Genomic DNA, 13,635 nt, shown 5'->3' with positions numbered 1-13,635 from the left:
CAATTCGCACCGCTTCAGGCGAGGTTGACGGATTCACAGGCCCCGTAAAGCCATGATCACCGCCATGAGAGCTCCCTTGATGCGCCGCTCCCTGGCCGCGGCCCTGTTCCTGTCCGCCCTCGCTCCCGTCGCGGTGGCGGCCGACCCGCAGCAGTCCGTGGCCGAAGACCCCCGCCCCGCGCGCCCCGCCGCGCACGCCCGTCTCCTCGGCGAGACGACCGTCCCGCACAAGACGGAGTTCCGGGGGACGACGGTCGGCGGGCTGTCCGGGATCGACCGCGACCGCTGCACCGGCGAGTACGTGTTCCTCAGCGACGACCGCTCGTTCCTCCAGCCCGCCCGCTTCTACACCGCGAAGGTGCACGTGGACGCCGAGGGCGTGCACGCCGTCCGCTTCACCGGCACCCGCCCCTTGCGCGGGCCCGATGGCGCCGTCTACCCGTCACCGGCCGCCGACGCCGCGCACGCCGTCGACCCGGAGGAGATCCGCGTCGACCCGCTCACCTGCCGCTACTGGTGGGCCCAGGAGGGCGACCGGCCGACCGCGGCCGACGCTCCGCTGGTGCAGCCCTCGCTCCAGTACGCCGCACGGTCCGGCGCCTACCGCGGCCAGTTCCGCCTCCCCACCAACTACGCCATCACCCGGGACGACCGCGGCCCGCGCCGCAACCAGTCCCTCGAGGCGTTCACCTTCGGCTCCCGCGGCAGGGTCGTGACCAGCGCGGTGGAGGGCCCGCTGTTCCAGGACGGCCCGGTGCCCGACACCCGCCACGGCGCGCTGGTCCGCGTCACCCAGCAGACCCGCACCGGCCGCATGCTCGGCCAGTACGCGTACCCGATCGAGAAGATCTTCGCCGAGTCCGACCCGGACAGCCCGTGGGGCCCGGACACCGGAGTCCCGTCGGTCCTCGCTTTCCCCGACGACCCGCACCGCTTCCTCGTCCTGGAACGCACCTGGGTCGCCGGCTCCGGCTACAAGATCCGCCTCTACGACACCACCACGCGCGGCGCCACCGACATCCGCACCGTGCGCTCCCTGGCGGACCGCGAGGACGTACGCCCGATGCGCAAGAAGCTCGTCGCGGACTTCCACACCCTCGGCCTCTCCACCGTCGACAACACGGAGGGCATGACCTGGGGCCCTCGACTCCCCACCGGCGAACGCACGTTGCTCGTGGTGAGCGACGACAACTTCGACAAGGAGGCGGTCACGCAGATCGCGGCACTGGCGATCCGCTGACGCCCTGACCGCCCGACCGCCCGGCAGCTGCGGCACGACAAAACCCCCAGGTTCAGAACCTGGGGGTTTCACATGGAGCGGGTGACGAGAATCGAACTCGCGCTCTCAGCTTGGGAAGCTGATGTTCTACCATTAAACTACACCCGCGTGACGCACAGTCGCTGACCAGCGCATCGCCGCTCACCATACCTCATCGAAGGCCCCCGGTGCAGAGCCCCGGGGGCCTTCGGCGTGCGTGGGCCGGGTGAAGCGGGTGCGGCGTAAAGGAGTTGGGGCGTACGGTGGGGATGCGGAGCGCCGCCTGGAGTGCCGTCCCATTCATCCCGTAATGTGAGCTTTCGCCGTCAGCAGCGTGGGGAAGGGACCCGAGGACTTGATGGAGCGCACCGTCGTCCGCTGTGCCGAAGGGCACGTGTTCAGCACCGTTTCGTTTCCGATGCAGCAGGCCGACCGGCTCGGCCCGGGGCGGCTGATCCGCTGTCCCCGCTGCGCCCGGCTCCGGCATGCGGTGCCGGTGGAATCGGCCAAGCATCACTGACACGCGTACGGATACATACGCAGTCCTTCGCAGCGCGCGGGTGCCACCGGAATTCGGCGGGCCCGCGCGCTCTGCGTATCCTCGGGACGTGCTTCTCTCAGACAAGGACATCCGCGCCGAGATCGACGCCGGACGCGTACGGATCGATCCCTACGACGAATCCATGGTGCAGCCGTCGAGTATCGACGTGCGCCTCGACCGCTATTTCCGGGTGTTCGAGAACCACCGCTATCCGCACATCGACCCCGCCGTCGAGCAGGCCGACCTGACGCGGATGGTCGAGCCGGAGGGCGACGAGCCCTTCATCCTGCACCCCGGTGAGTTCGTGCTCGCGTCGACGTACGAGGTCATCACGCTGCCCGACGATCTCGCCAGCCGGCTGGAGGGGAAGAGCTCCCTCGGGCGGCTCGGGCTCGTGACGCACTCCACCGCCGGGTTCATCGATCCCGGCTTCTCGGGGCATGTGACGCTCGAGCTCTCCAACCTCGCCACGCTGCCGATCAAGCTGTGGCCGGGCATGAAGATCGGCCAGCTGTGCATGTTCCGGCTGTCCTCGCCGGCCGAATTCCCGTACGGCAGCGAGCGGTACGGCTCCCGCTACCAGGGGCAGCGCGGCCCGACGGCCTCCCGCTCCTTCCTCAACTTCCACCGCACCCAGGTCTGAGAACAGGTCAGAACACCATGAGCGACGTCCGAGAGAACCTGACCTACGAGAAGTTCGGCACCGCGGTGCGCGAGCTCGCGCAGACCATCGCCGACGACGGCTACCAGCCCGACATCGTGCTCAGCATCGCGCGCGGCGGTGTCTTCGTCGCGGGCGGTCTCGCGTACGCCCTCGACTGCAAGAACATCCACCTGGTGAACGTCGAGTTCTACACGGGCGTCGGCACGACCCTCGACATGCCGGTCATGCTCGCGCCCGTGCCCAACGCGATCGACTTCACCGACAAGAAGGTGCTCATCGCGGACGACGTGGCCGACACCGGCAAGACGCTGAAGCTGGTGCACGACTTCTGCCTGGACGCGGTCGCCGAGGTCCGCTCCGCCGTCATCTACGAGAAGTCCCACTCCCTGGTGAAGTGCGAGTACGTGTGGAAGCGCACGGACGAGTGGATCAACTTCCCGTGGAGCGTCGAGCCGCCCGTGGTGAAGCGCGACGGCCAGGTGCTCGACGCCTGAGCCGAAGGCTCTTCAGCCTTTTCGCGAAAACTGGATAGTGTGCCGCGCTTTCCGGATGAAGTCCGGAAATCGAGAATCGTGAGTGTGCCAAGACCCCGCGCATTTCGGATGCCTATCGCGTTCTGCGGATAGGCAAATGCCGTCAGCCTCGATCTCTGCCAGTAGCATCTGCGGAGTCGAGGGTGATAGCAGGGCCGTGGGGAGGGATATATGCCAGGTGAGCCTGGTGGGGATACGGCACCTCGTGTGATCATGCGGACGCGGCAGGTGGACGAGGCTCGCGGGACAATTGCGGACGCCTATTACACCAACAGCATCGAACTTCTCGAGAAGCCGACCGAATTCGATGCCGGCCTGGATATCGCCCAGTTGGGACAGGTCACCAGCGGACTGCTGCACTTCGGCACCGACGTCCGTATGAGCTTCGGCGAGCTGGGGGCGTACCACGTCGACCTCCCCCTGAGCGGCCACCTCGACTGGACGCAGGAAGCCTGCGGCGAGGGGTCGGCGGACGCCGCGGAGGCGGTGGTCTTCGATCCGGTCGGCGATGTGACCCTGGACCGGCTGAGCGGGGACTGCCGCGTCCTCGCGGTCAAGTTCGACCAGGAGGCCCTGCAGCAGCACTTGGAGAAGCTGCTCGGGCGCACGGTGCCCCGGCCGCTGCGGCTGGGCGGGCCGCTGGACGTCTCCAGCGGGGTCGGCCGCGACTGGGCCCGGCTCGCCCGGTGGCTGCAGACGGGGGCGCACGACGGGAGCGGTCTGTTCCGGCATCCGCTGATGGCCCGGCAGATCGAGGAGCTGCTGTTCACCGGTCTCCTGCTGGCCGCCGACCACCCGTACCGCGAGGAAACTGCACGCGCCCGCCGCGCCGTTGCGGCCCAGGGCCCTGAAGCGCGTCATCGAGGCGGTCCAGGCGCGCCCCGAGCATCCGTACACCGCCACCGAGCTGGCACAGATCGCCCAGCTCAGCCCGCGCCGGCTGCAGGAGACCTTCCGCGAGCACCTCGGCCTTTCACCGATGGCGTACGTACGGCAGGTCCGCCTGGAGCGCGTCCATCGCGAGCTGCAGCAGGCCGGGCCCGGCGAGGCCGGCGTCGGTGATGTCGCGCGCCGCTGGGGGTTCACGCATCTGGGCCGGTTCGCGGCCGAGTACAAGGCCAGATACGGCCGTTCACCGTCGTACACGCTCACTCATTGACGCGGGCGTACGGGAATCCGCAGATTCGTTTCCGTTCCTGCCCGAGAATGAAATAACGCTGCTGGACAACTCCCGCGCATTGCGGATGAATTGACGGCCGTATGCGTGAGAGAAAGAGGAAACGAAGGGAATTCGTTTGGGGTGTCCGTGGCGGTGGCGCTAGAAATCCCGCCACGAAGAAGATTCTCGCGGGCTTCGCCGTCGCCGCACTCGGCCTCGGTATTCTCAGCCCCTCAGCAGCTGCGGCCACGGACCCGGTTCCGACGGTCAAGCCGACCTCCTCGATCTCGCAGCTGCGTGGCGGCGACGGGTGCGAGGAATGTGTGAAGCGGTACATCAAGAAGTACGGCAAGGGCCCGAAGGGCGACCGCGGCCCCGCCGGTCCGCGCGGTGTCGCAGGGCCTGCGGGCAAGGCCGGGCCCCGCGGGCCCGAGGGCAAGGCGGGCACGTCCGGGATCGCCGGGCCTGCGGGCAAGGACGGGGCGGACGGGGCCACCGGCCCGCAGGGTCCCGCAGGACCGGTCGGTCCCCCCGGGATCTCGGAGCTGGAGTACGTGGAGGCCAGCGACTCCATCCCGGCGAACTCCGCCAACGGCCAGGTCTCCGTCGTGGCGACCTGCCCGGCCGGCAAGCAGCCGATCGGCGGCGGCGTCTTCCTCAACGCGCAGGGCGACACGAACACCGACAAGTACGGTCTCGCGATCTCCTCGCCGACCACCGCCAAGGACGGCTGGCTCGGCTTCGCCTGGGCCAAGAACCTGCCCAGTCGCCTGGACGTCACCACGCACGCGATCTGCGCCAAGGTCGCGTAACACCGCCTGGCACGGCACTCACAGCACCCGCATGTGAAGGGGCCCGGCTCGCACCCCGAGCCGGGCCCCTTCACGTACGCGTACCGTCAACTGCCTCAGAACGTCCCGAGCTTGATGATCGAGAGCAGCGCGATCAGCTGGATCGCACTGGCGCCCAAGGCGCGCGGCCACGGCAGGTCGTGCGACTTGGAGACCATCGTGGTGAGCAGGGCGCCCGCCGCGAGCCAGGTGGCCCAGCCGAGGATCTGCACCAGCGGGGCGTCGCCGCCGAGGAACATCGCGAACACCAGGCGGGGCGCGTCCGTCAGCGACATGATCAGCATCGAGAGGCCGACCGTCGGCTGCCACGCCCCGTCACCGCCGAGCTGACGCGCGACGGTGTGCGTGACGACGCCGAGCACGAAGGCGCTCAGGACGATCGCCACACCGGTGGTCAGCACGATCGGGACGCTGGTCGCGAGCGTCGCGTTGATCGCGTCCTCGCGGGCGCCGTCGAAGCCGAAGACCGCGAGCAGCCCGTAGACGAAGGTGACGAGCACCGCGGGGACCCACATCGTGTGGTCGCGCATCTGCAGGTAGGTCGGGCCCGGGCGCAGGATCACGCCGCTGACCAGGTCCTTCCAGTGCAGTCTCGGCCCGGCCGGGGCGGGCGCCGCACCGGCGCGGTAGGTACCGCCCTGGCTGTACGGGTCCTCGCCGACCGTGAAGGCCTGCGTGTGGCCCGGGTTGTTGTGCGCCGCGTACGGGTCGTGCCCCTGCTGGTACGGGTCGCCGAAGTACTCCGGCTCACCGTGCGCACCGTGCCCGCGGTCCTGCCGGCCGCCGGCCTGCGGCCACTGCTGCTGACCCGGCTGCTGCGGGTAGCCGCCCGGGCCACCGGGGTACTGCTGCTGCGGGTACGGGGGCGCGGCGGGGCGGCCGTACGGCTGCTGCTGTCCGTACGGCGGCTGCTGCGGGTTGTGTTGCGGGCGCGGGGACGCGGGGCGGTTGCCCCGGTTGCCGCGGCCGATCCTGAATCCAGCCACGTATTCGAACGTACCTGGTTCTGCCGGGCCCGTGGCCGGGCCGGCCACATTACGGCCCCTTTGCGGCTGACCTGTGACAACCCCTAGGGGGTCCCTGAGGGGGTGGCCGGATTGACGTCCGGTCACGGTGTCCGCGGAGGGGGCGCCGGTCCCGTCTCCGCGACGGATTGGTTGAACTCAGTCACCTTTACGATGCTGAGGCCCAATTCGGGGATGTTCGTTACATTACGTACGGCTTGTGCGGACATCGTCCCCGTAGCGTCGAAGGCATCGAACTCAGTGAGAGCCACGTGAGAGCCAGCCGAGGACAGGACGTCATGCGAGCCATCCGCCCCACCGTGCGCACCGCCGCCGTCGCCACCGGCGTCATCGCCGCGTTCGCCGTGTCCACGGGGGCCGCCCTCGCGATGGACCAGTCGCCGGCACCGGCCGAGTCGGCCGCCGTCTCCCCGCGTCCCGACCGGGTCCGCGTGACCATGCCCGACGGGCGGGTCGCCACGCTGACCGAGGGCGGGGCGGGCGGACCGCGCGCCGACCTCGCCATGCCGAACGGCAACCCGCTCGGCAGCCTCGACGCGAAGCACCCCAGTGCGCTGAACGACGGCTGGACGTACAAGCTCGTCCAGGACGGGCGTACGGCCAAGTTCGTGGTGATCGACGGGCGCGGCGGGGGGTGCAGCTGGGTGTACGACTTCGGCGGGCGGCTGATCGAGAAGTACTCCGTCGACCGGGGCCGGCGCGGCCACGGCGGCGACGGTGAGCGTGCGGGCGGTGTCCGGGCCTCCGCCTACGAGGCCGGGGCGAACAGCCCCACCACTCCGCTCGGCAGCGTCCGCGCGGGCGTCGAGGAGCAGCCGCAGGAGCACGCGGTCAGCGCCCCGCTGGTCGCGGCGGGCGGCGGCCTCGCGGCGGCGGGCGCGGCGGGCCTGGGCTTCGCGGTGCTGCGCCGGCGTACGGGCTGAGTGCCGCGTACGAGCTGAGCGCGGTGTACGCGTTGAGCCGGATGCGGCGTACGAGCTGAATACGGCGCGCGGATCGACCGCGGCGCATCCACAAACGGACTGAGGGGCCGGCACGGGGCGGCCCCTCAGTCGCTTTTCCTTTCCCGCTGACGCGGGGACTACTTCACCGGCTCGGGCTCCGGAGCGTCCTCCGACTCCTCGGAACCCGCCGGGTCCACCGGCGTCTTCACCGAGTCGAGCAGCAGCTGCGCCACGTCCACGACCTGGAGCGACTCCGGCGCCTTGCCGTCGTTCTTCTTGCCGTTGACCGAGTCGGTCAGCATGACCAGGCAGAACGGGCAGGCGGTCGAGACGATGTCCGGGTTCACGGACAGGGCCTCGTCCACGCGCTCGGTGTTGATCCGCTTGCCGATCCGCTCCTCCATCCACATCCGCGCGCCGCCGGCGCCGCAGCAGAAGCCGCGCTCCTTGTGGCGGTGCATCTCCTGCTGGCGCAGGCCCGGGACGGCGGACATGATCTCGCGCGGGGGCGTGTAGATCTTGTTGTGCCGGCCCAGGTAGCACGGGTCGTGGTACGTGATCAGGCCCTCGACGGGCGTGACCGGGATGAGCTTGCCCTCGTCGATGAGGTGCTGGAGCAGCTGCGTGTGGTGGATGACCTCGTAGTCGCCGCCGAGCTGCGGGTACTCGTTGCCGAGGGTGTTGAGGCAGTGCGGGCAGGTGGCGACGATCTTCTTCGCCGACTTGGGCTTCTTCGACTCGGGCGTGACCTTGCCGTCGTCGTCCAGCTCCTCGCCGAACGCCGTGTTCAGCGCCATGACGTTCTCCATGCCGAGCTCCTGGAACAGGGGCTCGTTGCCCAGACGCCGGGCGGAGTCGCCGGTGCACTTCTCGTCGCCGCCCATGATGGCGAACTTGACGCCCGCCATGTGCAGCAGCTCCGCGAAGGCCTTGGTGGTCTTCTTGGCCCGGTCCTCCAGGGCGCCCGCGCAGCCGACCCAGTACAGGTACTCGACCTCGGACAGGTCCTCGATGTCCTTGCCGACGACCGGCACCTCGAACTCGACTTCCTTGAGCCACTCCAGGCGCTGCTTCTTGGCCAGGCCCCAGGGGTTGCCCTTCTTCTCCAGGTTCTTGAGCATCGTGCCCGCCTCGGACGGGAACGCGGACTCGATCATCACCTGGTAGCGGCGCATGTCGACGATGTGGTCGACGTGCTCGATGTCCACCGGGCACTGCTCGACGCAGGCGCCGCAGGTGGTGCAGGACCACAGGACGTCGGGGTCGATGACGCCGTTCTCTTCGAGGGTGCCGATCAGCGGGCGCTCGGCCTCGGCGAGAGCGGTGGCGGGCACGTCCTTCAGGGCCTCTTCGGAGGCCTTCTCGTTGCCCTCCATGTCCTTGCCGCCGCCGGCCAGCAGATACGGCGCCTTCGCGTGCGCGTGGTCGCGCAGCGACATGATCAGGAGCTTCGGCGAGAGCGGCTTGCCGGTGTTCCAGGCGGGGCACTGCGACTGGCAGCGGCCGCACTCGGTGCAGGTGGAGAAGTCCAGCAGGCCCTTCCAGCTGAACTGCTCGACCTGGCTGACACCGAAGACGTCGTCCTCGCCCGGGTCCTCGAAGTTGATCGGCTTGCCGCCGGAGGTCATCGGGAGCAGCGCGCCGAGAGCGGTCTCGCCCTTCGCGTTGCGCTTGAACCAGATGTTGGGGAAGCCGAGGAAGCGGTGCCAGGCCACACCCATGTCGGTCTTGAGCGAGACCACGATCATCCAGGTGAAGGAGGTCGCGATCTTCAGGCCGGCGAAGAAGTACGTGAGGTTCTGGAGCGTCGACAGGTCGAGGCCCGCGAGCGCCTGGACCACCGGGTACGAGATGAAGAACGAGGCCTCGTAGCTGTCGACGTGGTGCATCGCGCCCTCGAGCGCGTGCAGCATGAAGATGCAGACGCCCACGATGAGGATCACGGTCTCGACGAAGTACGCCTGGCCCTTGTTCGAGCCCTGGAAGCGGGACTTGCGGCCGGGCTTGTTCGGGTTGCTCAGCTGCCGGATCAGGATCAGCGCGAGGATGCCGACCACCGTCATGGTGCCGATGAACTCGACGTACATGTTGTACGGAGCCCAGTCACCGATGACCGGGATCAGCCAGTCGGCCTGGAAGAGCTGGCCGAAGGCGTTCACGATCGTCAGGAGCAGCGTGTAGAAGCCGATCGCGACGAACCAGTGGGCGATGCCCACGATGCCCCACCGGTTCATGCGCGTGTGCAGCAGGAACTCCCGTACCAGCGTCACCGTGCGCTGATACGGGTTGTCGGTCCTGCTGCCCGCCGGCACCGGCTGGCCCAGCATGAAATAGCGGACGAACTGGCCGATGGCACGCGCGAACAGGGCGACGCCGACCACGGTCAGTACCAACGACACGATGATCGCGGCGAGTTGCATGAGGGCTCCTCGGGCCTGCGAGGCGGGGGGCTTCGGGGCTTGGGCTTCGAGCTTCGGGCTTCAGTGAGATTACTAAGCGGTAACTTACCCGGCTCGTCCGAGCCTACCCACTTCCATGGGGGCAATGTAGCCAGGCTCACGGTGATCTGCGTCGCTGAGGGTTGCCTTGCTCGCCGTGAGCCGGGCCGGTCCGAAGCGCCTTCGGCCGCCGTGAGCCGGGCCGCTGCGAGGTGCCTTACAAGCGCTCCACATTCCGCGCCCGGGCGCACCGGTTGCGGGCGTCGAAGACGTACGCCGCCTCGCGGACCACCAGTTCGTAGTCGATGCAGTCGTGGTCCGTGGCGACGATCACCGCGTCCGCCTCGCGCAGCTCGGGCGCGGTCAGCTCCACGCAGAGCACCTCCGACGGCAGCCGCAGCGGGTCGGCGTAGGGCTCGACGGCGCGGACGCGGGCGCCGCGGGACAGCAGCCGCTCGGCGATCGTGACCGCCGGGGACTCGCGGACGTCGCCGGTGTTCTTCTTGTACGCGAGGCCGAGGAGGAGGATCCGCGCTCCGGCCGCCGGCCGCCCGAGGGCCTGCTCGACGCGGCGGACGACCTGCTCGGGCATGCCGTCGTTGATCTCCTGGGCCAGCGAGACGAAGCGGACGTCGTGCTGGAGCCGGCGGCGCACCTGCCAGGAGAGGTACGAGGGGTCCACGGGCAGGCAGTGGCCGCCGACCCCGGGGCCCGGATAGAAGGGCATGAAGCCGAAGGGCTTGGTGGCGGCCGCGTCCACGGCCTCCCAGATGTCCACGCCGAGCGGGCCCGCGCACAGGGCGAGTTCGTTGACGAGGGCGATGTTGACCTGCCGGAAGGTGTTCTCCAGGAGCTTGGTCAGCTCAGCGGTGCGGGTGGAGGAGACCGGCACGGTGCGCTGCACGATGCGGTCGTAGAACGCCTCCACCGCTTCGAGCGAGGCGGGGTCCACGCCCGACACGACCTTCGGCGTGTTCTCCAGGCGCCAGCGCGCGTTGCCCGGATCGATGCGCTCGGGGCTGTAGCCGAGGTGGAAGTCGCGTCCCGCGGTGAGCGCGCTGCCCGCTTCGAGCAGGGGGCGCAGCAGGTCCTCCGTGGTCCCGGGGTAGCTGGTGGACTCGAGCACGACCGTGGCCCCCGGGCGCAGGTGCGGCGCGACGGCTCGTCCCGCGCTCTCGACGTAACTGAGGTCGGGGGCGCCCTCGCGCAGCGGGGTCGGGACGCTGATCACGCAGATGTCGAAGCCGTCGAGGTCCGCGGCGTCGCAGGTCACCCGCAGCCGGCCGCCGTCGAGCGCGGCGAGCAGCCGCTCGCCGGTGATGTCCTCGACGGGGGAGTCGCCCGCGGCCAGGCGCTTCACGCGCAGTTCGTCGACATCGAGTCCGACGACGTCGAAACCGGCTTCCGCCGCCCGGACGGCGAGCGGGAGCCCCACGTAGCCGAGGCCGATCACGGCGACACGCTCAGGCTGCGGGGTTTCCGGTACGGCCATGCGATGTCCTCAATTCGACTGGATCTGACCGAGTTCGACCAGATGCGATGAAGCGAATCGTGTTATTCGCCACATATTGGGACATAGCGAACTAGCTTATGAAGGCCTCGGCCCGGTGCGTGCGTCATGCATCACCCCGATACCGCAACAGAACGGGCAAGTTCATGGATCGCGAACCCACGACGTACCTGGTCACCGGCGGAGCCGGCTTCATCGGCTCCCACCTCGCCGAGGCCCTGCTGGCCCGCGGCGACTCGGTCGTCGTGCTCGACGACCTCTCCACCGGGGACACGGCCAACCTGGCGGCCGTCATGGACCACCCCCGGCTGCGCTTCATCCGCGGCTCGGTCCTCGAGCCGGAGCTCGTGGCGGACCTCGCCCGCCGCTGCGACGCCGTGGTGCACCTGGCCGCCGCGGTCGGCGTACGGCTGATCGTCGAGCAGCCGCTCAAGTCCTTCACGACGAACGTGCGCGGCACCGAGAACGTGATCGCCGCCGCCCACCGCCACAACCGCCCGCTCCTGCTCGCCTCCACCTCGGAGATCTACGGCAAGAACAGCGCGGGCCCGCTCACCGAGACCGCCGACCGCATCCTCGGCCAGACCGGCGTCGCGCGCTGGTCGTACTCCACCGCGAAGGCCGTGGACGAGATCCTCGCCCTCGCCCACCACCGCGAGTTCGGCCTGCCCGTCGCGGTCGTACGGCTCTTCAACACCGTCGGACCGCGCCAGTCCCCCGCGTACGGCATGGTCATCCCGCGCCTCGTCCGGCAGGCCCTGGCCGGCGAACCGCTCACCGTGCACGGCGACGGGCGCCAGCGCCGCTGCTTCGCCCATGTCGCCGACGTGGTGGACGCCCTGCTGCGGCTGCTCGACCACCCGGGCGCCGTCGGCGGAGTCTTCAACGTCGGCACGGGCGAGGAGGTCTCGATCGCCGAGCTCGCCGCCCGCGTCGTCGCCCGTACCGGAAGCGACTCGCCCATCGGGCTCATCCCGTACGACCAGGTCTACGCGAGCGGCTTCGAGGACATGGAGCGGCGCGTGCCCGACACCACACGGCTGCGCGAACTGACCGGCTGGGCCCCGCGGTTCGGCCTCGACGCCATCCTCGACTCGACGATCGCCGACGTCCGGCGGCGCGCCGCCGCACCCCAGGTCACGGTCCCGGAACCGGCCCGCCCGGGCACCGGATCGCGCCCCCTGGTCTGAACCCTGACCCGACCGGCCGACTGGTCTGACAGGACACGATCCCCATGCTCTACACCGTCGTGGCGGCCGTCGCCGCCGTCCTCCTGACCGCGCTGCTCACCCGCCTCGTCCGCGTACTCGCCCTGCGCACCGGCCTGTTGGACCGGCCCGGCGCGCGCAAGGCGCACACCCGGCCGACCCCGCACCTGGGCGGCGCCGCGGTGGTCGCGGGCACGCTCCTGGTGAGCTGCACGGGGTACGCCCCGCTCGGCTCCGGCACGCAGCGCCTGCTGTGGGCCGCCTCGGCCGTGGCCCTGCTCGGGCTCATGGACGACCTGCGGCCGCTGGGCGCGCGGGTGCGGCTCGTGGTCGAGTGCGCGGCGGCGGTGTACGTCGTGTACGGCTCGGGCCTGGGCTTCCTCGCGGCGCTCTGCGCGGTCGGCTGGATCGTCTTCGTCACCAACGCCTTCAACCTGCTCGACAACTCCGACGGCGCGATGGGCACGGTCGGGGCCGTCACCGCGCTCGGGCTCGCGCTCTGCGCGGCCACGGAGGGGCGTGCCGACCTGGCGCTCGTCCTCACCGTCCTCGCCGCCGCGCTCGGCGGCTTCCTCGGCCACAACTGGCACCCGGCCAAGATCTTCCTCGGCGACTGCGGTTCGCTCTTCACCGGCTTCCTGCTGGCCTCGGCCGCCGTCACCGTGCACACCGGGCACGAGGCGCTGCCGACGGCGCTCGGCCTGCTGGCCCTGACGCTGGTCGCCACCGCCGACACCCTGCTCGTCGTCCTCTCGCGCCGCCGCGCGGGCCGCCCGCTGCTCCTGGGCGGCACCGACCACACCGCGCACCGCCTGCGCCGCGTCGGCTTCACGGTGCCGGGCGCGGCGGTGGTGCTCGGCGCGGTGGCCTTCGCGGGCGTCCTGACCGGCTTCCTGATGCACCGCGGCGCGGCGGGCCCGAGTGCGGCAACTCCCTTGCTGCTCGCGGTGACCGGCGGCGTCTGGGCCCTCCTGAAGGTCCCGGTGTACGGGGAGCGGGCGCGGCTCGGCGCAGCAGCGGGACGGCCCCGCCCCGCGGCCGCGCGCCCCGTACCGCCCGTGCCGCCCGTACGGCGCGGGCCGGTGGGCGGGCCCCGGACGGTGGCGGCGGCCGCCCGTCCGGCCGAAGGCCCGCGCACGCTGGCCCTGCGGACCCGGCCCGCCCGTACGCCTACGGGTACCCGTGCCCCTGCCCCTTCTCCCTCCCCTTCCTCGACGCGCTCCCGGTCCGTGCCCGCGCGGCGGACCTCCGGCACCCCCGCGGCCGGCACCTGGATCCCGGCCGGCGGGCCCAAGTCCCCGGCCGCGGGCGGCCGTACGGGCGCACCGGCGGGCCGCAGCCGGCGCGGACTCGCGGCCCTGACCCGCACCGTCCTCGGGGCGCGCCGTGCGCAGCCGGGGGTCCGGCGCACCACCGCCGACCTGGCGAGAGGCTGACGATGACCACCCTGAAGAGCGGCTTGCACGGCGGGGCGGGGGCGGGATCCGGGGTGGCTGGGTCCGCC

The 13,635-nt window shown here is 70.6% G+C and carries 12 protein-coding genes, 1 tRNA gene and 1 pseudogene; 10 read left to right on the top strand and 4 right to left on the bottom strand.

Annotated features, from left to right (window positions below):
* Window positions 1-64: 64 nt before the first annotated feature.
* Window positions 65-1,240: an esterase-like activity of phytase family protein gene (locus BLT97_RS20895; protein ID WP_245769443.1), complete on the top strand. Its 1,176-nt coding sequence runs from the start codon at window positions 65-67 to the stop codon at window positions 1,238-1,240.
* A 73-nt stretch (window positions 1,241-1,313) separates the two neighbouring features.
* Here the strand turns inward: BLT97_RS20895 and BLT97_RS20890 are convergent.
* Window positions 1,314-1,387, bottom strand: a tRNA-Gly gene (locus BLT97_RS20890).
* Window positions 1,388-1,616: 229 nt separating this feature from the next.
* Here BLT97_RS20890 and BLT97_RS37930 point away from each other — a divergent pair.
* The 6 genes and pseudogenes from BLT97_RS37930 (at window position 1,617) to BLT97_RS20870 (ending at window position 4,967) form a co-directional block, all read left to right on the top strand.
* A complete protein-coding gene (locus BLT97_RS37930; RefSeq protein WP_176953848.1) occupies window positions 1,617-1,778 on the top strand; it encodes a hypothetical protein in 162 nt (53 codons plus the stop codon).
* Window positions 1,779-1,866: 88 nt separating this feature from the next.
* A complete protein-coding gene (gene dcd / locus BLT97_RS20885) occupies window positions 1,867-2,442 on the top strand; it encodes a dCTP deaminase (RefSeq protein WP_093612506.1) in 576 nt (191 codons plus the stop codon).
* Window positions 2,443-2,459: 17 nt separating this feature from the next.
* On the top strand, window positions 2,460-2,957 hold the full coding sequence (locus tag BLT97_RS20880) for a phosphoribosyltransferase (protein WP_093612504.1): 498 nt from the start codon (window positions 2,460-2,462) through the stop codon (window positions 2,955-2,957).
* A gap of 210 nt (window positions 2,958-3,167) precedes the next feature.
* Window positions 3,168-3,716, top strand: a pseudogene (locus BLT97_RS38585) (cupin domain-containing protein); the annotation flags it as partial.
* 112 nt (window positions 3,717-3,828) lie between these two features.
* Entirely contained in the window at window positions 3,829-4,155 is a 327-nt protein-coding gene (locus BLT97_RS38580) for a helix-turn-helix transcriptional regulator (RefSeq protein ID WP_245769442.1), read from the top strand.
* A gap of 323 nt (window positions 4,156-4,478) precedes the next feature.
* Window positions 4,479-4,967: a collagen-like protein gene (locus BLT97_RS20870; protein ID WP_143041361.1), complete on the top strand. Its 489-nt coding sequence runs from the start codon at window positions 4,479-4,481 to the stop codon at window positions 4,965-4,967.
* A gap of 95 nt (window positions 4,968-5,062) precedes the next feature.
* On the opposite strand, the gene BLT97_RS20865 is transcribed toward BLT97_RS20870, so the two are convergent.
* Window positions 5,063-5,992 carry a Yip1 family protein gene (locus tag BLT97_RS20865; RefSeq protein WP_093612500.1) on the bottom strand — a complete coding sequence of 310 codons (930 nt, stop codon included), beginning with the start codon at window positions 5,990-5,992 and terminating at the stop codon, window positions 5,063-5,065.
* Window positions 5,993-6,309: 317 nt separating this feature from the next.
* Between BLT97_RS20865 and BLT97_RS20860 the strand changes: the two genes are divergently transcribed.
* The gene (locus BLT97_RS20860; RefSeq protein WP_093612498.1) at window positions 6,310-6,954 is read left to right on the top strand and encodes a hypothetical protein; all 645 of its coding nucleotides are present in this window, start codon (window positions 6,310-6,312) and stop codon (window positions 6,952-6,954) included.
* A gap of 158 nt (window positions 6,955-7,112) precedes the next feature.
* Here BLT97_RS20860 and BLT97_RS20855 read toward each other — a convergent pair whose 3' ends face one another.
* A complete protein-coding gene (locus BLT97_RS20855; RefSeq protein WP_093612496.1) occupies window positions 7,113-9,395 on the bottom strand; it encodes a (Fe-S)-binding protein in 2,283 nt (760 codons plus the stop codon).
* A gap of 235 nt (window positions 9,396-9,630) precedes the next feature.
* Entirely contained in the window at window positions 9,631-10,905 is a 1,275-nt protein-coding gene (locus tag BLT97_RS20850; RefSeq protein ID WP_093612494.1) for a nucleotide sugar dehydrogenase, read from the bottom strand.
* Window positions 10,906-11,069: 164 nt separating this feature from the next.
* On the opposite strand from BLT97_RS20850, the gene BLT97_RS20845 reads away from it, so the two are divergent.
* Window positions 11,070-12,113, top strand: coding sequence for an NAD-dependent epimerase/dehydratase family protein (locus BLT97_RS20845; RefSeq protein WP_093612492.1), 1,044 nt, complete (start codon window positions 11,070-11,072; stop codon window positions 12,111-12,113).
* Between the two features lie 44 nt (window positions 12,114-12,157).
* Window positions 12,158-13,567 (top strand): MraY family glycosyltransferase, encoded by a 1,410-nt coding sequence (locus BLT97_RS20840; protein ID WP_093612490.1) that lies wholly within the window; start codon window positions 12,158-12,160, stop codon window positions 13,565-13,567.
* The last annotated feature ends 68 nt before the right edge of the window (window positions 13,568-13,635 follow it).

The sequence above is a fragment of the Streptomyces indicus genome (genome assembly GCF_900100315.1).
GTDB lineage: Bacteria > Actinomycetota > Actinomycetes > Streptomycetales > Streptomycetaceae > Streptomyces > Streptomyces indicus.
This window is presented reverse-complemented; position numbering and strand designations above follow the sequence as displayed.

Excerpts from the sequence above, each read along its gene's own strand:
- BLT97_RS20880 (WP_093612504.1), top strand. The coding sequence starts at position 2,460 with ATGAGCGACGTCCGAGAGAACCTGACCTACGAGAAGTTCGGCACCGCG.
- BLT97_RS20855 (WP_093612496.1), bottom strand. The coding sequence starts at position 9,395 with ATGCAACTCGCCGCGATCATCGTGTCGTTGGTACTGACCGTGGTCGGC.
- BLT97_RS37930 (WP_176953848.1), top strand. The coding sequence starts at position 1,617 with ATGGAGCGCACCGTCGTCCGCTGTGCCGAAGGGCACGTGTTCAGCACC.
- BLT97_RS20840 (WP_093612490.1), top strand. The coding sequence starts at position 12,158 with ATGCTCTACACCGTCGTGGCGGCCGTCGCCGCCGTCCTCCTGACCGCG.
- BLT97_RS20850 (WP_093612494.1), bottom strand. The coding sequence starts at position 10,905 with ATGGCCGTACCGGAAACCCCGCAGCCTGAGCGTGTCGCCGTGATCGGC.
- BLT97_RS20895 (WP_245769443.1), top strand. The coding sequence starts at position 65 with ATGAGAGCTCCCTTGATGCGCCGCTCCCTGGCCGCGGCCCTGTTCCTG.
- BLT97_RS20860 (WP_093612498.1), top strand. The coding sequence starts at position 6,310 with ATGCGAGCCATCCGCCCCACCGTGCGCACCGCCGCCGTCGCCACCGGC.
- BLT97_RS20845 (WP_093612492.1), top strand. The coding sequence starts at position 11,070 with ATGGATCGCGAACCCACGACGTACCTGGTCACCGGCGGAGCCGGCTTC.